This is a genomic window from Bacillus cereus group sp. RP43 (genome assembly GCF_040459645.1).
GTDB lineage: Bacteria > Bacillota > Bacilli > Bacillales > Bacillaceae_G > Bacillus_A > Bacillus_A mycoides_C.
Genome location: NZ_JARVHQ010000001.1, coordinates 4,769,217 through 4,794,464 on the forward strand (window position 1 = coordinate 4,769,217; position 25,248 = coordinate 4,794,464).

The following is a 25,248-nucleotide window of genomic DNA, read 5'->3' on the forward strand; positions in this document are numbered from 1 at the left end:
GAATAAACCTTTATCAAGAGAGGCAGAGGGACCGGCCCTTTGAAGCCCAGCAACCTCAGTTTATGCAAACTGAATAGGTGCTAATTCCTGCAAAATGCATTGCATTTTGGAAGATAAAACTCAACTAGTATGTAAAGCTCATCTTTCTTGATTATGAAGGAAGGGCTTTTTATTATTTTTAAAAAATATATTGGAGGTATGTAAAATGAAAGTAATTGATCTATCACAAACGTTTGAAAATAATATGTCTCAATTTCCTGGAACACCAAAAATTCAACTAGAAGCCATTACAAGCGTTGAAGAATCAGGTTATCAAGTTACGAATTTTCATTCTGTCGTTCATGTTGGTACGCATTGTGATGCTCCTGCTCATTTCATTTCAGGCGCAACCACTATTGATCAATTACCCCTAAATCAATTTGTAGGCGAAGCTGTTCTTATCGATGTGACTCATGTTCAAGAGCGAAAATTACCTAAGGAAGTATTACATACTGTCGACATAAAAGAAGGCGATATTGTCATTTTCCATTCCAATCTATCTAATAAATGGAATACCGAAGCTTATGAGAAAGAAGCGTTTTATCTTTCCGAAGAATTAGCTGAAGAACTAGTTCAATTAAAAGTAAAATCTGTCGGTTTAGATTTTATTTCTCCTGATGAGGTAACGACAGAAACATCACCGATTCATCACATATTACTAGGGAATAATATTTATTTAATTGAAAATTTAACAAATCTAGATGCCATTAAAGCGAAACGATTCTTTTTCTCAGCAGCACCTTTAAAAATTAAAAATAGTGACGGTGCTTTCGCAAGGGCATTCGCTGTTATTTTTTAAACATGGTCTACAAAAAAAGCAAAGATCACTTTTGACCTTTGCTTTTATATTTTTTATTTAAGTTAAGAAAGAATTGTTCCACCCTTGGGCGTACCCAAGCTAAATAATCTTTATCTTTCTTCTTTGTACAAGCTATCTCTTCTCCATCTACCATTTCGACAAGTTCTAGCTCTAACAGTTGCCTCGTAAATGCTACCATATTTACTTCTTCGGCCGGATACTCTTCTTTTAATTTCTCCTCAATTTCTCCCAATAAAAAACCGTCACGCATCATTGCCAGTGCATCAATCCAAAGTGGCGGCATTTCATATGTCTCTCCTGTAATCGTATCTTTTACAATATAGTTCTTTTGCTCTTTTCGAAATTGAATCGTGTGTAAACATACAGTCGAATTTAATGTTAATTCCATCATACCACCCCTTTCATCATATCTGCATAGAAAAAAGGATGCGCGTGCACCCCTTCTTTTCTTTTCATAACACTACCGAACCGTTACACGAGCTACAAGCTCTATGTCGATATTTTCCTCCATTATAAACGAAGTGTTTTATAAAAAAAACCCTTCTTGAAACATTTTATAAAATGTTTATATTTACACAACAAGAACACTTTTCTGAAAAATAGTTTCTTCTAATGTACTACACTGCTGGTAAATAAATTTCCACTTTCGTTCCTACGCCCATGCTACTTTGAATCGCGATACTCCCTTGATGTTCCTCAATAATTTTATATGTAATCATTAATCCAAGACCTGTACCATTCTCTTTTGTTGTATAAAAAGCTTTTCCGATTTTTTCTATTTCCTCATTTTCTATCCCAAAACCTTGATCTTCAACAGAAATACACAAGTTCTCTCCAGCTTTTTCATATGCGCGAATCTGAATATCTCCACCTTCTGGCATCGATTCAATTCCATTTTTGATGATATTTAACAACACTTGTTTTAATTGCTTGTCATCACCATTTATAACGGGTAAATTTCCATCTACTTGCAAATGAAATTCCACTTTATATTGAGTCGCATAGCTTTCCATTAACTGTACAACATATAAAAGAATTTCCCGTATATTACACCATTCATAATTTGTTGGTTTCGGTTTTCCTAATAACATCAATTCACTAACAAACCCATTAATTCTCTCAATTTCTTGCAGCATAATCTCATAGCTCATCGTATCTTCAGGATTTCTTTCTTTTTGAATTTGTGTAAATCCTTTTAAAGCTGTTAATGGATTTCGAATTTCATGAGCGATTGTTGTAGACATAGTCCCAATAACCGTTAAATTTTCTGTCTCTTTCATACTGTTCATCATCTCAACAACTGTCCTTACATAAGATTGAAATCTCCTTAATAAAGAATGCGAAATGATGAAAAAGAATATACATAATACAAGCGGAATCACAACTTTTACATCTTGTAATATCAAAGTAAAAAATACATATTTTCCAATTACACTACAGGAAACGAAATAAAAATATTTTCTGTTCACGAAAATCGGTGCAAATAGAATTAAAAATATTTCAACCATATTTCCATTTTCAAAAATACGATCACTGTGTAAATAAATCATTAAGTTATTAATAAGATCAATAAGCATGTACCCAATTAAAAATAAGTATTTCACAAAATATACATAACCTTGTTTTTGAAGATATATTGAAATAGGAAATAAAGATATTACTAATATATATACACCTATTCCCATACCACCTTCTGGCCATCCTACCCTTGCTTCATTAATATTCATAGCGGGATAAACGAAATAATAGATAACGTCATATGAAAAGAATATAATATAGAATAATAATATAAATACTTTTAAAGCTTCTCTTTCTTCATAAATCAAGCTCTTGTATTTGTTCATATAAAAACTCCTCTTGATCAATCCCCAAAAAACATTTCAAATGTTATCTCTTTAAATTATAAATATGAAATTGCTTTCAGGGCAATATGTGACCTTCTAATACTAAAAGGAAGGAGATACAGCTCCTTCCTTTTCAGTCACAATTTATAACCACCTTACCCTATCATGTAGCAATCCATCTGTAAAATTATTATGCCCTATTACAAAATCCTTCATATATAAATTTAAATATTCCCCATACTTACTTTCAGTATTTAATAATAATTCTTCTACATAATAAGCACCTTGTCCAAAGGTATCTAAAAGTAAACTACACAAGCCCGCATAAATCCCACATCCTACTTGGAAGTAAGTTGCATTTGTTTTATACTTTTGAAAAACTTGGCTACTATTCATTACATTATACATGTAGGTCTCGCTATTTTCATATACGAGTAACACACCAACTAAGTCCTCTCCCGTAATCTCTTCTTCTGCAGGATTAAATACTTTACGATTCCAATTCCATAAATCTTCTACTTTATCTAAGTTCTGTCTAATTAAATTTGTTGTATATTCATTAATCCGATAAAGAAAACCAACTTCCATATTAAAAGTTTTCCCTAAAATTAAGACTTCCTCATGCGGCATTAAGCAACCATAAAATTCTTTTGCTCCTAACTTCACTTTATACTCTGAAGCATATACATCCTCATAAAAATAAAGTGAACGATGATGACTCATATACATAGGATAACTCCATATCGCTTCATCAAGAAAACGCTCAACTGCCCATGATGCATAAAGTGTATGAGGTTTTATAAGCTCTTTATCATTCAAAAATGAATTGTCATGTTCTACAATATAACATGCTCTTGGCTTTTCATTTGGACGTTCTTTCATAAGCTCAACAACCATCCATTGAACAACACCCGGATTCATACCTGATCCTATAATCGCTCTTGTATTTGTAAATGTTTCTTTCTCCTTTTCAAACCTCATATACCTTTCCGTAAGCTGAAAACCAAGTAAACTATCATCTTGATCTACTGCCTCATTTTCCAAAGCCGAATTAATATAACAAATGCCAAGGTCATTACAACAACTCAGTACCCTAATCGTATCTGCACCTGAAACATCAATAACAACCTTCGTTCTTTTTTCCTTTAAATGTTGTTTAAATTTGACTACATCTTGAAGGTTTATTTCATATAAAAAAAATTGCTCTTTCAGATTTGGAAATAACTCATCATAATAACTTTTATCTTTTTGTTTTATATCCACTAAATGGAAGTTTACATTCTTTATCACTTCATAAATTGGATCTTTTTCATTTACTACCGCTTGATTCAAAATTGCTAACACTGCTTTTGCTGCTCCACCAGCACTGCCAAGCAACGTAATCGAAAACGAATTTGGAAACTGCTCCACAAACAAAACCCCTTTAATAAAGTAGTTGAGCAGCACTTCCTCAAAAGTGAGTTGAATACACCAAAAGGTAGCTCGTACATCTTTTTTATAATTTAGTACAAGATTACCTCTGTATAAGTAAAAACAGTAACATACTTATATATTCAATTCACTTGCCCTCTCATATCCAAATAGCGGTAAACAAATAGGCTCGACCTTTTCTTCCGTATATATAAAAGAAAAAGCCAGCCCTTTTAACTAACCTACGGACAATGGACCGATTTCACATGTTGAATATTCACATACATTTTTGCGTCACGGGCTTTTAATATTTCAATATGCCCTTCATCAATTTTCGCCATCTTTCCGATTTTGTTAGATTCTTCACCTAAATCAAACACCATAATTTTCCCAGACATTTTAATAAGCTGTTCTTCGAACGTTCTAGCTAAAGTAATATTTAATGGATTTACGGGGAGTTCATTTTTATTGAGGGAATAAGGTACTTGGTTCTCTTTATAGGGAATTAACCATTTCAAATGCTTTAAAGATATATATACCGTTTTATAAACCGGGCTATAAAAAACAATATAATCGTTCATTACACTTGTAACATAACCATGTATCGGGGCATTTCCTGCCACATAAATTTCTGTAAAAATCCCTTTAGAGGTGCTTAATACTTTTCTCAAAGAAATTGAAGGTGATTCCCTCTTAATTACAGAATCCACATCTGGTTTCAATATTTCTTCATCATACTCTCTTAAAAATCTATAATATTGGATATGGTATAAAGATATATATACATAGTCTTGTCCATTGTATAGAACAACAATATCATTCCCTACATCAATTAATATACCTCTAAACCTTTTTTCACCGATTAATTTAACGTATATATTTTCCCCAATGTTCTTGTTTAACTCATTCATCTATATCCTCCTTTCTATGAAATTGCGCTTTTCTGTCTTCCATTTCAAAAAAATAATCAGGGGCAATGTTCTGTCTTTTAATAGTAAGAAATTCCTTTTCATATACCGCGAAATAATTGCAGCGAAATATGAAATCATTCTTCACTTTCAATCATAATGCCCCTTTTATTTATTAAACATTATTCTTCTTCATTCTTTTTGTTTTTAACTATTTGACTCACACTCTTAATATGAGAATTAATTATATAAATGACCTCATCACCATTTACTAGTGTAATACTTCCATCATGGATATCACTTAATAAACCTTCCACACACTCTGGTCCACCACGATTAATCTTTATCCATTTATACTTCAAGTCATTTAATACATCTAAAAAAGTATCTTCATCAGCATAGAAACATGAACCATATTCTCCCGGTGCTTCTTTCACTTTCCTGACTAGACTCTTCACATGTTTCAACTGGTAATATACTAATTCTCCAAGAGGCAATTGTAGTGTAAGGTAATCTTTTCCTAATGATACGAGTACACCTACTCTACTTTCTGGTCCGCGAAGATTTACTTTTACATTTTCACCGACTAAACCTTTAATTTGATCACAGCATAATACACTCTCCAATTTTGTACCCTCCTTTCTTATTATCTTCCTCTACTTGATTGTCTTTGTGCACGAGCGCGACCTGAATTATTACTGTTTTCATTACTTTTCTCATCGCTACTCTCATCACTACTCTCATCGCTCTCTCCACTTACTGGTGCATTATAATTAACACTTTTAATATGAGATAGTGCAATTAGTACAACTTCTTCTTTTATAATTAACGTTACATAATCGCTAGAAACATCTTGTAAAATACCTTCAATTTTCTCTGGACCACCACGATTAATTTTCACCCAGCGGTATTTGAAGCCTTGAAGTAGCGTTTCAAAGTCTTCTGCACTGTCTTCTTCCGACCATACAGAATCACCTATCCCACCATCTTTCGTATTTTTTGTAATGCTTTTCAGATGGCGAAGCTGGTAGTAATGGTACTCTCCTTTTTCATTCTGTAATACGAAGTAGTCCGTACATACTGACACTATTATTCCTTTTTGAGATTCCGGTCCACCTCTGTTTACTCTTACATAAGATCCAATTAATTCTTTCAAAAAATCCCAATGAAATAAACTCACGAGAAAACCCCTTCCATTAATTTATAAGCTTTTGCACTGATAGTATATGTATCTGTACAGGTTATGTTCGCTATGTTTGTCCCCGCTATGAAAAAATATGCTTTTAACTAATAGTACTAATCCCTATAAAATCTTCTTTCCCTTAAAGTAACTCTAGGATTTTGGATGACTTTTTCATCCCTTAATATAAAAACCCCCCGTATTAAGATACATTTCTGCATATCTTAATACGGGGGGCTTTTATAAATTTAATCTTCGTCTTTAACATCCATATCTTCTGGAATTGGTTCGTTTAATATTTCTTCCACTAACTGCTTATATTTCTCCATTTGTTCTAAATGTGTATTAAACTGTTCCTTGTTTATTAAATATTGCTCTCCATCAAACAGTGCACGAATTTTCTTTTGCTGAATTAAGTCTTCAACATACGATTTTGGTAATTTCAAATACTCCGCAGCCTCTTCTATCGTTATATACAATGTGTTCATTCCTTTATTATTTTTTCATATATATACTGTATCTTACTTTATTTTTGTAAACAAATAAAAAAGATTTTGTAAATACAAATTAAAAAGCAGGTAGATGCATTCCATATATTGTATAATAGTATAGTAAGTATTTTTTTAAATATAGAATGGTATTACCCATTTACACAAAGGAGAGTTAACATATGGCTACTCGTCACATCATTACAATGTTAGAAAAAACATTACAAGTTGAAACAGAAAACACAATTTCTCATCTATCTAATTCTTTATCCGATCGTATTCTTTCACAAAGTGCAGCAGTACATGAAAACAATTGCTATCATACGATTGGTGAATGGTACAAAAATCATTTCTTGTTCCAACAAGATGATTTCCTTTGGGCTAAATACGTTTTCTATGACGCATATTGTGAGGCTATAAAAAAACAAGGCCATCTTACAAAACGCGTTCGTCAAATATTAGAATCATTAGCTCGACAACACGGAAAACAATATATTGCTTCTATACAAAATATTCCATTCCCTAATGAACAAGCAAAAGGGACGGCATAATTTGATATTGACCAGCACCAATCAAGCATAGATTCATTGTTTTCAAGAAAGATTTACAAATAAAACGTTCAGGTCTTTGTATTCCCATTTTGCAGAAATACATTCATATGACATGAACTAATGAAAACGGTGTCATGATAATGATTGAAAATATAGTAAACAGGAAAACCCCCATTTACACCTCTCTTCCATAGAAATAGAGATGTAAATGGGGGTATACTTGTTTCTTTATTAATTCATCATCTGCTTTATCAATTCTCGATTTCTCTTCTTAAATACTTCATTATGCGAAGAAACCATTCCGTACTCACTTGCATCTGGTTGAATAAATTGTTTCGCTTTATTCACAGCATTTCCAGCATCTTGGAACGCTCCTGCAATTAAATGTAGTTTTCCGTCATGCTTCAAAATATCTCCAGCGGCATATAATCCGTCTACCGAGGACTCACTATTTGCATTCCCTGCAATATAATAATTATCAACAATAGCGACATCTAGCTCACTATTTTCCAATAATGTAATGTCACGTTCATATCCATGATTAATAATAACTTCTTCAACAGATAAATGAGAAACCTCTCCAGTTTCATGATTTGTTAATTCTACATGTTCAATCGCTTCATGGTTATCACCGGCAATTAATTTTGTAATCGATGTATTAAAGAAACATTCTGCCGAACTATTCATAAGTTGTTTTACTTGTGCTTCATGACCAGATAATTCTTCTTTTCTATATGTTAAATAAACTTTTTTCGCGATTGGTTCTAATTCGTTCGCCCAATCAATTGCAGAGTTCCCTCCGCCTGAAATAATTACCGTTTTATCTTTGAAACGTTTTAACGATTTAACTGTATAATTTAAATTAGAGACTTCGAATCTCTCCGCACCTTCAATTGATAACTTTTGTGGATTCAATATACCACTCCCAGTTGCAACGATTACTGTTTTTGAAAAATGTTCTTCCCCAGAACTTGTTTTCAACGTAAAAATGCCATCCTGATTACGAATAATTGATTCTATTTTTGTATTCAATACAACTTCAGGATGAAATGTTAATCCTTGTTGTACAAGTTGCTCAATTAATTTCTCACCAGTAACTGGTAATAATCCGCCAATATCCCAAATCATTTTCTCCGGATAAACATGTATTTTACCACCTAACTGTGGTTGAAACTCTATTATTTTCGTTTTCATCTCTCTTAGTCCACTATAAAACGCTGAATAAAGTCCTGCAGGTCCTCCGCCTATCACGGTTACATCAAACAATTCTTCTTGATTCATTCATGCCCACTCCTCAGCTATTAATAATTGATTATCATTCTCAATAAAATATAACTTGTTTTTATTAATTTTACAATCAAAATCACTATTGACAATACACCTATATAAAATTATAGTATTTAAAGAATCAATATTGATAATCATTATCAATTTGTTAATTATTAGCAACTGTGAGATTACATCTTCTTCTATTACTATGGTGAATACTATATGGTAAAATCTCAAGTTCAAGATTGTTAATAAGACTTTTGTATTACCACTAACTTTTCAAAAGATCAAAGCTAAACAATTTATTGTATATCACATATCATCTATCAAAAGGAGAAAGACGATGAAAAAATTTTTCATTTCACTAACAGTTCTGTTCGTCCTTGTTATGAGTGCTTGTAGCAATGGTTCAACAGACAAGAAGAACGACGCAAAAGGTAAAAAATCAGAAACAATTACATACCAATCAGAAAATGGTAAAGTAGAAGTTCCAGCAAATCCACAGCGTGTTGTTGTCCTATCATCATTCGCTGGTAACGTAATGTCATTAGGTGTAAACCTTGTTGGGGTAGATTCATGGTCTAAACAAAACCCACGTTTCGATAGCAAACTTAAAAATGTCGCTGAAGTATCAGATGAGAATGTTGAAAAGATTGCAGAATTAAATCCAGATTTAATCATTGGTTTATCAAATATTAAAAATGTTGATAAGTTAAAGAAAATCGCTCCTACTGTAACATACACTTACGGAAAAGTTGACTACTTAACACAACACTTAGAAATCGGTAAATTATTAAATAAAGAAAAAGAAGCAAAAACTTGGGTTGATGATTTCAAGAAACGCGCACAAACAGCTGGAAAAGACATTAAAGCGAAGATCGGTGAAGATGCAACAGTTTCTGTTGTTGAAAACTTCAACAAACAGCTTTATGTATACGGCGAAAACTGGGGCCGTGGAACAGAAATTCTTTACCAAGAAATGAAATTAAAAATGCCTGAAAAAGTAAAAGAAAAAGCTTTAAAAGAAGGATACTACGCATTATCTACTGAGGTATTACCTGAGTTCGCTGGTGATTACTTAATCGTAAGTAAAAACAAAGATACTGATAACTCATTCCAAGAGACAGAATCATATAAAAACATTCCAGCAGTAAAAAATAATCGTGTATATGAAGCAAACATGATGGAATTCTATTTCAATGATCCACTTACATTAGATTTCCAACTAGACTTCTTCAAGAAGAGCTTTCTTGGTCAATAATACAAACATGAGGAATTCTTAATTTAAGAATTCCTCTTCCTTTATTCTATGAAAAGAAAAGATGTGAAACTAATGAAAAAAGAGCAAGACAACCTACGTTCCAACGCTTTTACATACAAACTAATTTTGAGCATAATTGCATTCTTTCTTATTTTTATGGTTGCAATGGTATTAGGTGCTGCTGATACTTCTATAAAAGACGTATGGTTAGCACTCACTTCCTCCGCTAAAGGAGACAAAATATCTATTATTCGCGAAATACGTTTACCACGTGAAGTTGCTGCTATTTTTGTAGGAGCTGGACTTGCTGTTTCTGGGGCGATTATGCAAGGATTAACACGTAACCCTCTTGCTGATCCTGGATTACTAGGCTTAACTGGTGGCGCAAATGCTGCACTTGCACTAACACTTGCTTTCAACCCTTCAATAAGCTATCTTTACTTAACACTAGCTTGCTTTATCGGTGCTGCAATTGGCGCTATTATGGTATTTGGAATTGGCATGGTGAAAAAGGGCGGACTTTCCCCTCTTCGAATTGTATTAGCTGGTGCTGCAGTTTCAGCATTTCTACTCGCAATTTCAGAAGGAGTCGGCATTTACTTCAAAATTTCACAAGATGTATCACTTTGGACTGCCGGGGGAGTAATTGGAACTACTTGGAGCCAATTAAAAATTATTATTCCAGTTATTTCAGTAAGTATATTTCTCGCTATCTTACTTGCGAGAAAATTGACAGTCCTTAGTTTCAGTGAAGAAGTTGCTGTTGGACTCGGTCAAAAGATTATCGTCATTAAAACAATTTTATTTATCATTATTATCTTGCTTGCAGGTGCTTCTGTAGCGCTTGTCGGAAACATGGCATTTATCGGCTTAATGATACCTCATATGGTTCGTCCAATCGTTGGACCAGATTACCGTTTTGTTATACCGATGTCAGCAATCGCTGGTGCTTCCTTTATGCTGCTCGCAGATACAATCGGACGTACAATTAACGCTCCGTATGAAACACCAGTTGCTGCAATCGTCGCAATTGTAGGATTACCATTCTTCCTATTTATTGTACGTAAAGGAGGAAGAACTTTCTCATGATGCAATCTATTCTAAAGAAACAACGCCTTATCATACTTGCATTACTCATACTTACCATCACAACAATTGTAATTGGAATGGGACTCGGTTCTGCCGCTCTCTCCTATGACAGATTAATCCCAACACTTATGGGACAAGGTTCATTTAAAGAAGAATTCGTTTTATATTCTTTAAGGCTACCTAGAATCGTCATTACATTATTAGCTGGTATGGCACTCGCTTTATCAGGTGCTGTATTACAAGGTATTACCCGAAACGATTTAGCTGAACCTGGTATTCTCGGCATTAACGCTGGTGCTGGTGTTGCAGTTGCTTTTTTCTTTCTATACTTCCCGATAGACGTAGGTTCATTCCTTTACCTACTACCAGTCGTTGGATTTATCGGTGCGTTTCTAACAGCTGTTCTAATTTACGTATTTTCATATAGTAAATCCACCGGCCTTCAGCCAATACGATTAACATTAACCGGCATCGGTTTTTCATTTGCACTATCTGGAATAATGATTGTCCTTATTTCATCCGCCGATCGTATGAAAGTGGACTTTATCGCAAAATGGATTGCCGGAAACATTTGGGGAGATGACTGGACATTTGTTTTAGCAATGCTTCCTTGGCTAATCGTATTAATCCCATTTGTTTTCTATAAGGCAAATCGATTAAATATACTAGCATTAAACGAGCCAGTAGCAATCGGTGTTGGAATTGAAATTGAAAAAGAACGAAGATACTTATTAATCGCAGCCGTTGCACTTGCTGCCGCTGCTGTTTCTGTAACAGGTGGAATTAGCTTTATTGGACTAATGGCTCCTCATATCGCAAAATCTTTAGTAGGTCCAAGGCATCAAATCTTCATGCCAATCGCCGTTTTAATTGGTGGATGGCTATTACTATTTGCAGATACAATCGGACGAAATATCGTTGAACCTAACGGTATCCCAGCAGGTATTGTCGTTGCTTTAATTGGTGCTCCTTACTTTATGTATTTGTTATTGAAGAAGGCATAGAGAAACCCCCTCAAGATTTTTTCTTGAGGGGGTTTTCCTTTCATTCTACTGCTGTCCATACCCTTCAAACTTCTTCGCCAAATTCTCCATCTCGTCTTCTGGCAGTAATTTCGGTTCTCCGACACTTTTCGTTTGATAATAAATTTGAGCACAAAACTCAATCTCTTCTGCAATAGTAAACGCCATTTTTATATTATTCGCACCAGCCATTAAACCATGGTTCGCAAGTAAGACTGCACGACGATCAATCATTCCTTCAAAAGCAGCCTCTGCTAATTGCTTCGTACCAAATGTTTCATACGGTGCACAGCGAACATTCGGACCTGCAAAAGCAATTAAATATGACACAGCAGGAAGCTCCCATCCTAACGATGCAATTGTCTTTGCATAAGGAGAATGTGTATGCACAAGCGCATTTATATCTTCACGATTTCTATAATAAATAAGATGCATGTCTAACTCGCTTGATGGTTTTCTCTCCCCTTCTATCACTTCACCATCTAAATTCAATATAACTACATCTTCAGGCGTCGTTTCATAATAATCTAGACCACTTGGGCTAATTGCAACAAGGCCTTGTTCACGATTGAAAATACTAATATTTCCCCCTGTCCCCTTTGTTAAGCCACTTGTGATCATTTTCTTTCCATACGCTACAATTTCTTCTCTTTCTTTTTGCAATAACATATACATCCCCCTAAGTATGAAGCTTATGATGACTGACTATATATATCTACTTACTAAAATAGCTTTTTTAAATTCTCCGTAAACGGTGCTTTCACAATTCCTTTTTCCGTAATAATCGCTGTTACATTTTCATATGGCGTGACATCAAATGCCGGATTGTATACTTTACTTTCTTGCGGAGCAGAGTATTGTCCGAAACGATTGATCACTTCAGAAGCATCCCTTTCTTCAATTGGAATTTCTTTTCCTGTCAGTGTTTTCAAATCAATTGTCGGCGTTGGTGCTGCTACATAAAATGGAATGTTATAATATTTAGCTAAGATCGAAACACCTAATGTTCCAATTTTATTTGCTACATCCCCGTTTGCTGCTACACGATCACATCCAACGATTACTGCATCAATTTTCCCTTGTGACATGACCATTGCCGCCATATTATCTGTAATGACCGTTACATCAATTCCCGCTCGCTGCAGCTCTAATGCTGTTAACGTTGAACCTTGTAATCTAGGGCGTGTTTCATCGGAATAAATTTTTAAGTCCCATCCTTTTTCTTTCGCTAAGTACATTGGAGCTGTCGCAGTACCATACTTAGTCGTTGCTAACGCACCTGCATTACAATGCGTTAATAACCCTATGCCATCATGGAATAATGTTAATGCATGTTCTCCAATTTGACGGTTAATTTCTTCATCTTCTCTATGAATCTCTTTTGCTTCTTCTAATAATCTATCTTTCAATTGCGCAATTGATAAGTGAGCATTCTCTTCCGCTACACTTTCCATTCTTTCAAGCGCCCAAAATAAGTTTACTGCCGTCGGTCTTGATGTCGCTAAGTATGCACATACCTTTTTTACTTCCGCTATGAATTCTTCCGCCGAACTTTCCGCAACTTCCTTTACTCCTAAATACACACCGTAGGCTGCTGAAACACCTATTGCCGGCGCTCCTCGTACTTTCATTACTCGAATCGCATCCCACACACCCTCAGCCGTTTTAAAAGATTCATAGACTACTTCGTTCGGTAATACCGTTTGATCCAATAACACTAAAGCATCATCTTTCCACTGAATTGGTATTAATTGCTCTGTCATCATCTTCTCCCCTTATTTCGCACTATGCATTGACTGTTTTTTTAACGTTTCTACAAAGCTGCTACCTGCTTTATATTGATTCGCTTGTAAAATAAACTTCTTCGCTACTTGAAGACAAATTCGCTCCGCTCTAGCACGCGCCGCGTCATTCTCAATACAAGTCATATCCTTTACCTTCGCTAGACCAACAATACGACGTATTAACTCAAGACCCGTCACTGCAGCTGTATCCTCTAATACAGATTGTAAATAAACTCGGTTAAAGCCTTCTTCCTTCGCCATAATCTCTGTCACATGAATATCCCAAGCATCTAAAAACTTCTTCTTAAATAAATCAATTACATCTATCATGGTAGATTCTATCCAGTTCATATATGTATCTTTCTCAATACCAGATTGCATCACTGCATCTGCATTCACCCATGCAAACATTAAATTCGCCATTATATTCCCAACGTCATATCCCATAGGTCCATAAAAAGCAAATTCAGGATCAATAACCTTTGTAGAATCACTTTTTACAAAAACAGAACCAGTATGTAAATCACCGTGAAGTAGCGCTTGTGCATTCGTCATAAACGAAAACTTAAGTTTTGCTACTTCCATACGAAGCTCTTTATCACTATAAATATGCTCTCTAATCCATCCTTCATTTAATTGAAACAATTCGTTGCGTTTATTATGGTTTGTGAATGGCTCTGAATATACGAGGTCCTCTGTAATCTCACATAACTCAGGATTTATATAATTCTTCACAAGTTCCTTCTTCTCTTTATGATTCATTACAACATCTGATGTTAATAGAAGAGTGTTTACCATAAAAGTAGTTAAATCATCAGCAAGCTTCGGAAACATTTGATGATTTATGAGTGCTGTACGCAATATTGTGTGATCTGATAAATCTTCCATCACGCAACAATTCATCACACTATCAAACAAATATACATTTGGCACGAGTCCAGATGCTAACTCTCCTTCTAATCGCAAAACATCTGATTCTATACGGATTCGATTCGTCGACAACTTAAACTCATCTGAAATACGCGCTGTATCCCCAGCTTGCTTTACAATGACAGAAATGTTCTTCTGTTCATCCCAAACGCGGAACACATAATTTAAATTACCATCACCTATTTCTTTACACTTTAGCCCCTTTGCATGTTCGAACTTAGGTAATTTCTCTTGCACATATGCGATTACATCTTTAGCTTCCATTAAAAAATACTTCGTGAACTTAGACATGGTTTCCCCTCCACACTAAATGTAAACGTTTTCTAAAAGCCGTAAAAAATAATAGATTGAAATTCTTTCAATCTATACTATATCTTCTCTATTGCAATACATATCTCGCTTTTATTATATCTTGTTAGAAATGAGCGTCAATGTTTCTATTTCTCATTGCAATATACTTCTTATTATATATATTTAAGATGACAATAATTGTTCACAAAGATTCCGATACATTTTGTTTTATTTATTGCACAATTCTTTGTAAAATAGAAGTAAGCAGTTCCTTTTCAAATCCACAACTTCTAAGAAATATTTCCTTCCTAAGAATTTATACTTACACCATGTCTCTAACATACACACTACTCTTTCAAACACTCGTTGAAAATTTATGACTTAAAAATTACCTTTTAATTCCCTAACAACCTTAATTGAGAATAAATATTAATTAAATTGGTATAAAGTTGGTTTATTCTCTTGACAAAATAACCACTTCTATATGATAATTAATATCGAATTAGAATTATTATAGTTAATTAAAAAATATATTTTATGAGCAAACTAATTTCCGATGCTCAAAACCAACCTTTAGGAGGAATTTTAATATGTTATTAATCGGCACAGAAGTAAAACCGTTTAAAGCTAATGCTTACCATAATGGAGAATTTATTCAAGTTACTGACGAAAGTTTAAAAGGAAAATGGAGTGTAGTTTGTTTCTACCCAGCAGACTTCACATTTGTTTGTCCAACTGAACTTGAAGACTTACAAAACCAATACGCAACTCTAAAAGACTTAGGCGTTGAAGTATACTCTGTATCTACAGACACTCACTTCACTCACAAAGCATGGCATGATAGCTCAGAAACTATCGGCAAAATCGAATACATTATGATTGGTGACCCAACTCGCACAATCACTACAAACTTCAACGTTTTAATGGAAGAAGAAGGTCTTGCTGCTCGTGGTACATTCATCATCGATCCAGACGGAATTATCCAATCTATGGAAATTAATGCTGACGGTATCGGCCGTGACGCAAGCATTCTTGTTAACAAAATTAAAGCAGCTCAATACGTACGTAACAACCCAGGTGAAGTTTGCCCAGCTAAATGGCAAGAGGGTTCTGCAACACTTAAACCAAGCCTTGACCTTGTAGGCAAAATCTAAGGAGTTCGATCAAAATGATACTAGATGCAGATATAAAAACACAACTATCCCAATACCTTCAGTTAATGGAGAACGATATTTTACTTAAAGTAAGCGCAGGAGACGATAACGTATCTAAAGATATGTTATCTCTAGTAGATGAATTAGCTACTATGTCATCTAAGATTACAGTAGAAAAAGTTGAACTAGAGAGAACACCAAGCTTTAGCGTAAATCGCCCTGGCGAAGACACTGGTGTCGTATTCGCCGGTATTCCATTAGGACACGAATTTACTTCATTAGTGTTAGCTTTACTACAAGTTAGTGGACGTGCTCCAAAAGTTGAACAAAAATTAATCGATCAAATCAAAAGCATTCAAGGCGAATATCATTTTGAATCTTATATCAGCCTAAGTTGTCATAACTGTCCTGATGTTGTACAAGCTCTTAACGTAATGAGCGTTCTAAACTCTGGTATTACACATACTATGATTGATGGCGCTGCATTTAAAGAGGAAGTAGAAAGCAAAGACATCATGGCAGTACCAACTGTTTACCTAAACGGCGAATCTTTCGGAAGCGGTCGTATGACACTTGAAGAAATTTTAGCTAAAATGGGTAACGGTCCAGATGCATCAGAGCTTTCTGATAAAGATCCATACGATGTTCTTGTTGTTGGTGGCGGCCCAGCTGGTGCAAGTGCAGCAATTTATGCAGCACGTAAAGGAATCCGCACAGGTATCGTTGCTGAGCGCTTCGGTGGTCAAGTAATGGATACTATGGGTATTGAGAACTTCATCAGCGTAAAACGCACTGAAGGTCCTAAGCTAGTAGCAAGCCTTGAAGAGCACGTAAAAGAATACGACATCGATGTAATGAATCTACAACGTGCGAAACGTTTAGAGAAAAAAGAACTTATTGAAGTGGAACTTGAAAACGGCGCTATTCTGAAAAGTAAGAGCGTAATCGTTTCAACAGGTGCTCGCTGGCGTAATGTTGGCGTACCGGGTGAAGCTGAGTTCAAAAACAAAGGTGTAGCATACTGCCCACACTGTGACGGTCCATTATTCATCGGAAAAGATGTAGCGGTTATCGGCGGAGGTAACTCTGGTATTGAAGCAGCTATCGACTTAGCAGGTATTGTTAATCACGTAACTGTTCTTGAATTCATGCCAGAATTAAAAGCTGATGCTGTATTACAAGAGCGTCTTAACAGCCTACCAAACGTAACTGTTCTGAAAAACGTTCAAACGAAAGAAATTACTGGTACTGACAAAGTAAACGGTATTTCTTACATCGATCGTGAAACTGAAGAAGTTCATCACGTTGAATTACAGGGTGTATTCGTTCAAATCGGTCTTGTGCCAAACACAGACTGGTTAGGTGAAACTGTTGAACGCGCTCGCGGTGAAATCGTAACAGATAAGCACGGTGCTACAAATGTACCAGGAGTGTTTGCTGCAGGTGACTGTACAAATAATCCGTACAAACAAATCATCATCTCTATGGGTTCAGGTGCAAACGCAGCTTTAGGTGCATTTGATTACTTAATCCGTAACTAATTATATAGACGTGAGTTTTACAAAAGCAGGTGCCAAGGCACCTGCTTTTTTTATAATCCTAATGTATAAACTAAAAATCTCTCATTCCCATTCTTCTCATAAGCACCCGGTAATCTAACTTCTCTCTTCAATTCAAAAGCAGTCTGATTCTCCAAGAAGAAAATATAATCTTCAGAAGGGTAGTATAAAATAATATCCACTTTCCTCTCTATTTCCTCTACCGAAAGCAAAATGTTATTTACTACATTCATAAACACTTGGACAGAAAATGGATTGAAGAAATAAAACCGGTTATCACGTGGATCAATCTCATATTCCTGTGCTAAACAACATTCAAATTGAATTTTATCTTTACTGTTTCTTACCTTCCTTGCATAACGCTCACAGTTTTCCATTGCTTCTTTATAAAACGCTTCATTCATTTCAATTCCAACCGCTGATGCATCGCACTTATGATGCATGTAAAAATTCAATCTCCCTTTTCCACACCCAAAGTCTACAATTCGATCGCTACTTTTTATTTCATATTGATTCAATAACTCATCCAACCCGCTATACGGTGTCGGTTCATAACGGTGATAGTGCATAGATTTATTAAACCCTTTTTGCTCACCGACGGTTTTTATATTTAATACAGCATCGTAATATTGTTCGTTCATTTTTTTCTCCTATTAACAAATGGTACTTATTATTATACACCATGTACTAGAGGAGAATTTTTCATCAAATTAATTGGTACGTGAAATTATATCACCGCAAATTAAAATATATCGAACATAACTTCAAATATATCGTCACAAAATCGAATATATCGACTTAACGACAAATTCCTACAAAAAAACAGGAGCCTTCTAGCCCCTGTCTTCCAGCACTTTCAATACAGTTTGTTTCAATATTTCTACTCCATCCATTATACAACTATGATCAAACTTCATATACGGATGGTGTAATCCAGGTTGTAGGTTTGCCCCTAGTCCAAGCATGACGGCTTTTAAATGTGGTCTCTTCACTGTGTAGTAATGAAAATCATCGCTTCCTGTCGTATACAGTGGTCCAGTGCATCCCTCTTCCCCGTACACTTCAAGAATACCTTTTCGCATAAAGCGCTCAGCTTCTTCTGACACTTCAGCTCCTGGTGCGAGATCGATCCACTCATAAGATACTTTAGATCCCATTGATTCAGCTGACAAAATTACTTGCTCTATTTTTTGCTTCAATTCATTTAGTAATATGTTATTTTCTGCCCTTACATCTAAACTAAAATGACCGTTTCCCGGAATAATATTCAAATTATCCCCGCCAGCTTGGCACCTTGTCATCTTCACTGAATAGGAACTTTGCGGCGGTAACCATATATTTTTCAATCCAATATTGATCATCGAAATGACATCAATTGCATTTATCCCTTGATGCGGGCGTGCCCCATGTGCATCATCTCCATGGATCGTTCCTTCTAAAAATCCTGCTGCTCCGTGACGAATAGATGGGGCAGCTTGTTTCAAAGGTAGTTCTTCAATCGGTCTTAAATGAACACCAAATAAGAAGTCAGCATCATCCACGGCACCCTTCTCTACCATCTTTAAAGAACCATTTCCTTTTTCCTCTGCCGGCTGAAAAATAAACCTAACCGTTCCACTACCCCATCTCATATTTTTCAATTGTAAAATAAGTCCCATCACAATTGTCATATGTGCATCGTGACCACATGAATGATTCGCTTTAAACTCTCCGTCTACTTCTTGCCAAAGTGCATCCATATCGGCACGAATTGCAACAACTGGATTTCCGCTTCCAATTTCAGCGATCACGCCTGGGCAATCATCAAATATTTTATATGAAATTCCTTCTTCTTTTAAAAAGTTAGTAATATACGCTGTCGTTTCATACTCTTTCCAACTCACTTCAGGGTTTTCATGTAAATGCTGAAAAATTTCAGTTAAACGCTCTTGTAGTTCTAATGTTTTCAAAGCTACATTCTCCTTCCCAAATTCCAAAACCATTCAGGTTAATTATACTTATGAAAAACAGATGTTTTTATGAACATATTGAATTTTAAGAAAAAAGTCAATTATTTATTTTTTAATACCGTTAATACCCGATTTCAACTCATCTTATAAAGATATCCATACAAATAGAACATTCGATATTTTCTGTTTTTATATTGACGCTTGTATCTATTTTTAGTTATTATAACTTAATAACGTCTATTTTGCGACAATTCTAAAAATACAAACATACATAATGAGGAGGCAGTTTATGAAAAGAGAAATACCTTTTGGCATAGCAATAATCCCTATTATCATTACAGTTGCAGTTATGATGGTTACAATTGTTGTATTAGAACAAAGCCCTCACGTCCCACTTATTATCGGTACAACCGTTGCTTCTATCGTCGCTTGGCGATACGGTTACAAATGGAATGACATTGAAGAATCGATGTATAAAGGAATTCGCCTTGCATTACCCGCTATCGTTATCATTATTCTTGTAGGTTTAACGATCGGTGCTTGGATTGGCGGTGGAATCGTCGCTACTATGATTTATTACGGCTTAAAACTTTTAACCCCATCATTATTTTTAGTTTCAATTACAATTATTTGTTCTATCGTTGCATTAGCTATCGGTAGCTCTTGGTCTACAATGGGAACAATTGGTGTTGCTGGAATGGGAATTGGCCTAAGTATGGGAATCCCAGCTCCAATGGTTGCTGGCGCTATAATTTCCGGTTCTTATTTTGGCGATAAAATGTCACCGCTTTCAGACACGACAAACTTAGCCGCAGGACTAACAAATACAGATTTATTCACACATATTCGTCATATGTTATTTACTACAATCCCTGGTTTAATTATTACTCTTATCGTTTATGCGTTCTTAGGAAGAAGCTTCGGCAATAACAATATTGATGCAAAAAGCATCGATCAAACGTTACAAGTATTGCAACAAAACTTTGTTATTTCGCCTTTCCTATTAATTATACCCGTAGTCGTTATGGTATTGGTCGCTAAAAAAGTCCCTGCTATACCAGCTATTCTCGTAGGTGTTATTTTAGGATTCTTATCACAAGTCTTTATTCAAGGTGGCTCTGTCTCATCAGCTGTCGGTGCACTCCAAAGTGGATTTGTCATAGACACTGGAAACAAACTAGTAGATGAACTATTTAACCGTGGTGGCTTAAGCTCTATGATGAATACAGTTTCTATGACAATTGTCGCTATGACTTTCGGCGGAGTACTAGAACATACTGGCATTCTTCGCTCAATTGTAAATCAAATTTTAAAATTAGCCACATCATCAAAAGGACTTATCGCCTCTACTATCGCATCTTGCTTTGCAACGAATCTTACTTGCTCTGAACAATATATTTCGATTGTTGTTCCTTCAAGAATGTATGCAAATGCGTACACAGAAAAAGGACTACATTCTAAAAATTTATCCAGAGCATTAGAAGATGGTGGAACATTAACTTCTGTTTTCGTACCTTGGAATACATGTGGTGTATTTATACTCGCAACACTTGGAGTCGGCGCATTCGAATATGCTCCTTATGCTATATTGAATTTCATCGTACCTATTATCTCAATCATTTATGGTATAACTGGCTTCACAATTACGAAGCTATCTGATATTGAAAAAGCAGACCTACTGAAAAAACAAAAAGCACAACTAGAAGCTTAAAATTTTTGAAACGAATACAACGGTAAATTTAGCTCATATATTGCACGAGGGCGCCCTTGTTGATAGGGCATTTCCTCGCCGCAAATATTGGCATACCTGTAATCAACTAATTTCTTTAACAGCCTTTCCGTCGATCGCCGAGTCACTTGTAAGTACTCAGAAAGATCGGCCGCTGTAAATTTCAATGATGGATGCGATTGACTAAATTGAATGATTTTTGACAAGTTTGCAGGACTAAGCTTCGTTTCCTTCGCTATTTTCATTAATTCAGGATTATCGTTTTTTAAACTTTGTACTCTCTGTTCTTTCGGGAACGGACCAAATAATTCTTTATCACTTGTTAGTATATAAAAGCAGCGTTCTATCGGATTATTTTTTGCGAAACCTTGAGCGATTTTTGCATTTTGTTCCGCTTCATTTACTGTTTTTCCGTAACCAAATCCAATAGATAACGCTCCTTCTATATTCGTAAATAAACGATCTATCGTATTTGTTTTTATACTCAATTCAATATCACCACGAGTTGTATACAAAATAAAAGTCATTTCATCAACTTGTTTAAATGAACCACGTAATTCTTTTGAAATTACATTTAATTGTTCAAGCGAGCTTTCTTGTAACTCTATAAAGGATATAATACAAGCACCAACAGTAGCTGAATGGCTTTTTGCTAACTCAGCTTTTATTTTTGCATCTTTTAACCCATGTATAATTGATTGCGTCGGATCTATCATACGCTCTGAAGGAATACCTATTTTTTGAAGTTCATCGTAGACAGCGTGAATACTAGTTAAAGCTAAATCAACCTCTCCTGATTGATATTTAGCTAAATGAAAATCAATGATTCTCTTAATTTCATCATTACTCCATAACATATTTTCATAATCCATCACTTGCGGCGTTTCTTTCAGACCGATATCATGGAACACATTTGTAATAAAAGAACGATCTACTAAATCAATTGAAATTTTATGAGGTTGAATACTTTGATGATATATTATAGAAAGAAGTGAAGATGCGACAGTTGTCTCGTCTTGCTGCAAATATACACTTGGAATTAGTAATTGTTCTCTTATTTCTTTTGCCATATAATAAGGTAAAGCACCTGAGAAAAAGATAACATCACAAGGTTTTAAACGCTTTAATATTTCAGAAGATTCTGCCGGGTGAAGGTAAATATATGGATCAATCTCTATCTCTTCTAGTTTATGAGCAATAGGTAAAAGATTCTCCATAAACTCTTTTGAACCGACAACTGCAATTTTTATCATCATTTTCTCTAACTCCTTATCATTAATTAACGACTATTTAACGTCAACTATATCAAATGTACAAAACCATTGTAAACAGGAAGGGGTCTTTATTCAATGAAAATTACAGCTATTCATCTTTACGCAATTCGTTTACCGCTTCGCGATCCGTTTGTTATTAGTTATGGTTCTTATTCTGATATGCCTTCTATTATAGTCAAAATGGAAACCGATGAAGGCATTATCGGTTTCGGTGAAGGCGTTGCTGATGATCACGTTACAGGTGAATCATGGGAAAGTACTTTCCATATTTTAAAACATATACTAGCTCCTGCTCTTATCGGGAAAAATCCAATGAATATCGAGAAAATACACGATATGATGGACAACACAATTTACGGTGTTCCTACAGCGAAGGCTGCGATTGATATTGCTTGTTTTGATATAACGGGTAAAAAATTAAATCAACCTGTATATCAATTAATTGGCGGACGCTACCATGAAGAATTTCCTGTCACTCACGTCTTAAGTATCGCCGAGCCAGAAAATATGGCTGAGGAAGCTGCCTCTATGATTAAGAAAGGTTACCAATCTTTCAAAATGAAAGTCGGCACAATTGTACACGAAGATGTAAAACGAATTGAAGCTGTACGGGAACGTGTAGGAAATGATATCGCGATTCGCGTTGATGTAAACCAAGGGTGGAAAAATAGCGCAAACACATTAACAGCACTTCGTTCATTAGGTCACTTAAACATCGACTGGATTGAACAGCCTGTTGTAGCGGACGATATTGACGCAATGGCTCATATTCGTTCGAAAACAGATCTTCCACTTATGATTGATGAAGGATTAAAAGGCTCTCGTGAAATGCGCCAAATCATTAAATTAGACGCAACTGATAAGGTGAATATAAAACTAATGAAATGCGGCGGCATATATCCAGCTGTAAAACTCGCCCATCAAGCTGAAATGGCAGGAATTGAATGCCAAGTTGGATCCATGGTTGAATCATCTGTTGCCTCTTCCGCAGGATTCCATGTCGCTTTCTCAAAAAAAATCATTACTAGCGTCGAACTAACAGGACCATTAAAATTCACGAAAGACATCGGAAACTTACATTACGACGTACCATTTATTCGTTTAAACGAAAAGCCGGGATTAGGAATTGAAATAAATGAAGATACATTACAAGAACTAACCGTCTTTCAAGACGTTGTACGCTAAAGGAGGATTAATACATGACGGTTCTTTATGAAGGAACATTAAAACAAAACGAACAACCATTTCACGTTACATTACTATCACTAAAGCACATCGAACAAATTTTATTACTACAAAATATTGTAGTTGATGCATTAGAAGATAAAGGTCGTTTACAACCGCTCTCACTAGAAGAATTTCAATACATTCTAGAAGGAAACGGCATGATGATCGGTGCTTTTATCGAAAACGAACTCATCGCATTTCGTGCCCTACTAGTCCCTCCTATTGACGATGAACATTTAGGACTTGATATCGGCCTAACAGAAAGCGAGCTACACCGCGTCATCTATCAAGAAATCTCAAACGTTCATCCAAACTGCCGAGGAAATGGGATGCAAAAAATATTAGCCACAATCATCATGGATGAATTACAAAAAGAAGACAGCAAATACGATTACGTTTGCTGCACCGTTGCACCTTTTAACATTCCTAGTTTAAAAGATAAGTTTGCGCAAGGGATGGAAATTGCTGCATTGAAGGAGAAGTACGGCGGGAGTATGCGGTATGTTTTTGTGAAGGAGTTGCGTAAAGATATAGAAAGAGATTGGACGGATGTTAAAAGCGTTCCTATGAGTGATGCTAGTGGACAGCAGACGTTACTTTCGGAGGGGTATCGTGGGTATGAGATGGAGAGAATAGACGATACTTTCACTGTGAAGTTTGGACGATAATCTATGTACAAAGAGAACCCTAATTCATTAGGGTTCTACTTTATTTCATTCCACAATCTAAAGTAATAACTAAACCGTCATCTTCCAACTCGATAACGCTAACCAGTTTTCCATTTCCTTGTAATCAGGCATTATTTTCCCGACAAGACGCCAAAAAGAGCGATCATGATTTAAATGAACCATATGACACATTTCGTGAACGACTACATAGTCAATTACCCTCTGTGGTGCCATCGCTAACTTCCAATTGAATGTTAGCTGTAGATTTGAATCACAAGTTCCCCACGTACGACTACTATCTGTAATACGAATAGAACGCGGTTTTGTTTTAAAGTTGCTTTGATGTGCTTTAATACTTTTCTCCACTAATGCTTTGCACTGCTTATAGTAAAATCGTTTCAAAGCTTGCTGGATCTTCTCATCCTTAAGCTCTTTCACATAAATATGTAGCTTACCATCTTCAAAGACTGCATTATCTTGTTCAATACTTGCATCTTGAGAAATCTGTATCGGATACGTATTTCCTAAATACAGAAAGCCTTCTCCTTGATCATAATCCTTTTCCTGTGGTCCAAGCGCCCGCTCCTGCATTTCCTTACGTGTTGCCTGAATCCAATCCCATTTCTCCTCTAACAATTGGACTAAGTATTCAACAGGCGTTCCTTTCGGAGCTTGCACTTCCACATTCCCATAAGAATCTACATAAAGACGTACTGATTTTTTCTTCTTATAAGTTATATGAAAATTAATTGTCTCACCTAAATATGTATGTACCATTTCATCACCTAACGTATTCGTTCAT

At 35.4% G+C, this 25,248-nt stretch carries 25 protein-coding genes and 1 riboswitch; of the genes, 10 read left to right on the plus strand and 15 right to left on the minus strand.

From position 1 onward, the window contains the following. Positions 1-7: 7 nt before the first annotated feature. Positions 8-120, plus strand: a riboswitch (SAM riboswitch). An 85-nt stretch (positions 121-205) separates the two neighbouring features. Beyond that, positions 206-838, plus strand: coding sequence for a cyclase family protein (locus tag QCI75_RS24750; RefSeq protein WP_144505239.1), 633 nt, complete (start codon positions 206-208; stop codon positions 836-838). 25 nt (positions 839-863) lie between these two features. Here QCI75_RS24750 and QCI75_RS24755 read toward each other — a convergent pair whose 3' ends face one another. The 7 genes from QCI75_RS24755 to QCI75_RS24785 all read right to left on the minus strand — a co-directional run bounded on the left by QCI75_RS24755 (position 864) and on the right by QCI75_RS24785 (position 6,689). Next, complete coding sequence (locus QCI75_RS24755) at positions 864-1,247, minus strand: hypothetical protein (RefSeq protein WP_098779110.1); 384 nt, start codon at positions 1,245-1,247, stop codon at positions 864-866. A gap of 229 nt (positions 1,248-1,476) precedes the next feature. Beyond that, positions 1,477-2,703, minus strand: coding sequence for an ATP-binding protein (locus tag QCI75_RS24760; protein WP_144505241.1), 1,227 nt, complete (start codon positions 2,701-2,703; stop codon positions 1,477-1,479). A gap of 144 nt (positions 2,704-2,847) precedes the next feature. After that, positions 2,848-4,113: an S-adenosylmethionine decarboxylase related protein gene (locus tag QCI75_RS24765; RefSeq protein WP_144505243.1), complete on the minus strand. Its 1,266-nt coding sequence runs from the start codon at positions 4,111-4,113 to the stop codon at positions 2,848-2,850. A gap of 242 nt (positions 4,114-4,355) precedes the next feature. Then, the gene (locus QCI75_RS24770; protein WP_144505245.1) at positions 4,356-5,024 is read right to left on the minus strand and encodes an LSm family protein; all 669 of its coding nucleotides are present in this window, start codon (positions 5,022-5,024) and stop codon (positions 4,356-4,358) included. 179 nt (positions 5,025-5,203) lie between these two features. Further along, on the minus strand, positions 5,204-5,647 hold the full coding sequence (locus QCI75_RS24775) for a hypothetical protein (RefSeq protein ID WP_016103225.1): 444 nt from the start codon (positions 5,645-5,647) through the stop codon (positions 5,204-5,206). A 20-nt stretch (positions 5,648-5,667) separates the two neighbouring features. Beyond that, entirely contained in the window at positions 5,668-6,201 is a 534-nt protein-coding gene (locus tag QCI75_RS24780) for an LSm family protein (RefSeq protein WP_144505247.1), read from the minus strand. Between the two features lie 248 nt (positions 6,202-6,449). Beyond that, entirely contained in the window at positions 6,450-6,689 is a 240-nt protein-coding gene (locus QCI75_RS24785) for a helix-turn-helix domain-containing protein (RefSeq protein WP_002029523.1), read from the minus strand. Between the two features lie 182 nt (positions 6,690-6,871). Here QCI75_RS24785 and QCI75_RS24790 point away from each other — a divergent pair, with 182 nt between their 5' ends. After that, positions 6,872-7,240 carry a hypothetical protein gene (locus QCI75_RS24790; RefSeq protein WP_144505249.1) on the plus strand — a complete coding sequence of 123 codons (369 nt, stop codon included), beginning with the start codon at positions 6,872-6,874 and terminating at the stop codon, positions 7,238-7,240. A 231-nt stretch (positions 7,241-7,471) separates the two neighbouring features. On the opposite strand, the gene QCI75_RS24795 is transcribed toward QCI75_RS24790, so the two are convergent. Continuing rightward, positions 7,472-8,521 carry an NAD(P)/FAD-dependent oxidoreductase gene (locus QCI75_RS24795; RefSeq protein WP_144505251.1) on the minus strand — a complete coding sequence of 350 codons (1,050 nt, stop codon included), beginning with the start codon at positions 8,519-8,521 and terminating at the stop codon, positions 7,472-7,474. A gap of 331 nt (positions 8,522-8,852) precedes the next feature. On the opposite strand from QCI75_RS24795, the gene QCI75_RS24800 reads away from it, so the two are divergent. Genes QCI75_RS24800 through QCI75_RS24810 form a run of 3 tightly spaced genes read left to right on the plus strand, consistent with a single transcriptional unit; the run spans position 8,853 to position 11,863 of the window. Continuing rightward, complete coding sequence (locus QCI75_RS24800) at positions 8,853-9,770, plus strand: iron-hydroxamate ABC transporter substrate-binding protein (RefSeq protein WP_113735454.1); 918 nt, start codon at positions 8,853-8,855, stop codon at positions 9,768-9,770. A 48-nt stretch (positions 9,771-9,818) separates the two neighbouring features. Next, positions 9,819-10,859, plus strand: coding sequence for a FecCD family ABC transporter permease (locus QCI75_RS24805; RefSeq protein WP_144505257.1), 1,041 nt, complete (start codon positions 9,819-9,821; stop codon positions 10,857-10,859). Further along, complete coding sequence (locus tag QCI75_RS24810) at positions 10,856-11,863, plus strand: FecCD family ABC transporter permease (protein WP_098779096.1); 1,008 nt, start codon at positions 10,856-10,858, stop codon at positions 11,861-11,863. The genes QCI75_RS24805 and QCI75_RS24810 overlap by 4 nt, the downstream gene beginning before the upstream one ends. A gap of 45 nt (positions 11,864-11,908) precedes the next feature. Here QCI75_RS24810 and QCI75_RS24815 read toward each other — a convergent pair whose 3' ends face one another. The 3 genes from QCI75_RS24815 to mtnK are packed head-to-tail and all read right to left on the minus strand — an operon-like array spanning position 11,909 to position 14,886. Continuing rightward, positions 11,909-12,550 carry an L-fuculose-phosphate aldolase gene (locus QCI75_RS24815; protein WP_353761358.1) on the minus strand — a complete coding sequence of 214 codons (642 nt, stop codon included), beginning with the start codon at positions 12,548-12,550 and terminating at the stop codon, positions 11,909-11,911. 53 nt (positions 12,551-12,603) lie between these two features. Further along, positions 12,604-13,644, minus strand: coding sequence for an S-methyl-5-thioribose-1-phosphate isomerase (gene mtnA, locus QCI75_RS24820; protein WP_353761359.1), 1,041 nt, complete (start codon positions 13,642-13,644; stop codon positions 12,604-12,606). A gap of 12 nt (positions 13,645-13,656) precedes the next feature. Next, positions 13,657-14,886, minus strand: a complete 1,230-nt coding sequence (gene mtnK, locus QCI75_RS24825; RefSeq protein WP_353761360.1) for an S-methyl-5-thioribose kinase — start codon at positions 14,884-14,886, stop codon at positions 13,657-13,659. 590 nt (positions 14,887-15,476) lie between these two features. Between mtnK and ahpC the strand changes: the two genes are divergently transcribed. Further along, a complete protein-coding gene (gene ahpC / locus QCI75_RS24830) occupies positions 15,477-16,040 on the plus strand; it encodes an alkyl hydroperoxide reductase subunit C (RefSeq protein ID WP_000924419.1) in 564 nt (187 codons plus the stop codon). 14 nt (positions 16,041-16,054) lie between these two features. After that, positions 16,055-17,581: an alkyl hydroperoxide reductase subunit F gene (ahpF, locus tag QCI75_RS24835; RefSeq protein ID WP_144504549.1), complete on the plus strand. Its 1,527-nt coding sequence runs from the start codon at positions 16,055-16,057 to the stop codon at positions 17,579-17,581. 50 nt (positions 17,582-17,631) lie between these two features. On the opposite strand, the gene QCI75_RS24840 is transcribed toward ahpF, so the two are convergent. Continuing rightward, a complete protein-coding gene (locus QCI75_RS24840; RefSeq protein WP_353761362.1) occupies positions 17,632-18,240 on the minus strand; it encodes an SAM-dependent methyltransferase in 609 nt (202 codons plus the stop codon). Between the two features lie 192 nt (positions 18,241-18,432). Then, positions 18,433-19,548: a M20 peptidase aminoacylase family protein gene (locus tag QCI75_RS24845; RefSeq protein ID WP_353761363.1), complete on the minus strand. Its 1,116-nt coding sequence runs from the start codon at positions 19,546-19,548 to the stop codon at positions 18,433-18,435. A 289-nt stretch (positions 19,549-19,837) separates the two neighbouring features. Here QCI75_RS24845 and nhaC point away from each other — a divergent pair, with 289 nt between their 5' ends. Further along, positions 19,838-21,259: a Na+/H+ antiporter NhaC gene (nhaC, locus tag QCI75_RS24850; protein WP_144504555.1), complete on the plus strand. Its 1,422-nt coding sequence runs from the start codon at positions 19,838-19,840 to the stop codon at positions 21,257-21,259. Here the strand turns inward: nhaC and QCI75_RS24855 are convergent. Then, positions 21,256-22,533 (minus strand): transcriptional regulator, encoded by a 1,278-nt coding sequence (locus QCI75_RS24855; RefSeq protein ID WP_353761365.1) that lies wholly within the window; start codon positions 22,531-22,533, stop codon positions 21,256-21,258. The genes nhaC and QCI75_RS24855 overlap by 4 nt on opposite strands. 93 nt (positions 22,534-22,626) lie before the next feature. On the opposite strand from QCI75_RS24855, the gene QCI75_RS24860 reads away from it, so the two are divergent. Next, positions 22,627-23,736, plus strand: coding sequence for a mandelate racemase/muconate lactonizing enzyme family protein (locus QCI75_RS24860; RefSeq protein WP_144504559.1), 1,110 nt, complete (start codon positions 22,627-22,629; stop codon positions 23,734-23,736). Between the two features lie 14 nt (positions 23,737-23,750). Further along, positions 23,751-24,446 (plus strand): GNAT family N-acetyltransferase, encoded by a 696-nt coding sequence (locus QCI75_RS24865; protein ID WP_353761366.1) that lies wholly within the window; start codon positions 23,751-23,753, stop codon positions 24,444-24,446. Positions 24,447-24,515: 69 nt separating this feature from the next. Here the strand turns inward: QCI75_RS24865 and QCI75_RS24870 are convergent, their stop codons facing one another. Next, positions 24,516-25,223 (minus strand): M48 family metallopeptidase, encoded by a 708-nt coding sequence (locus tag QCI75_RS24870; protein WP_144504563.1) that lies wholly within the window; start codon positions 25,221-25,223, stop codon positions 24,516-24,518. Positions 25,224-25,248 lie beyond the last annotated feature (25 nt).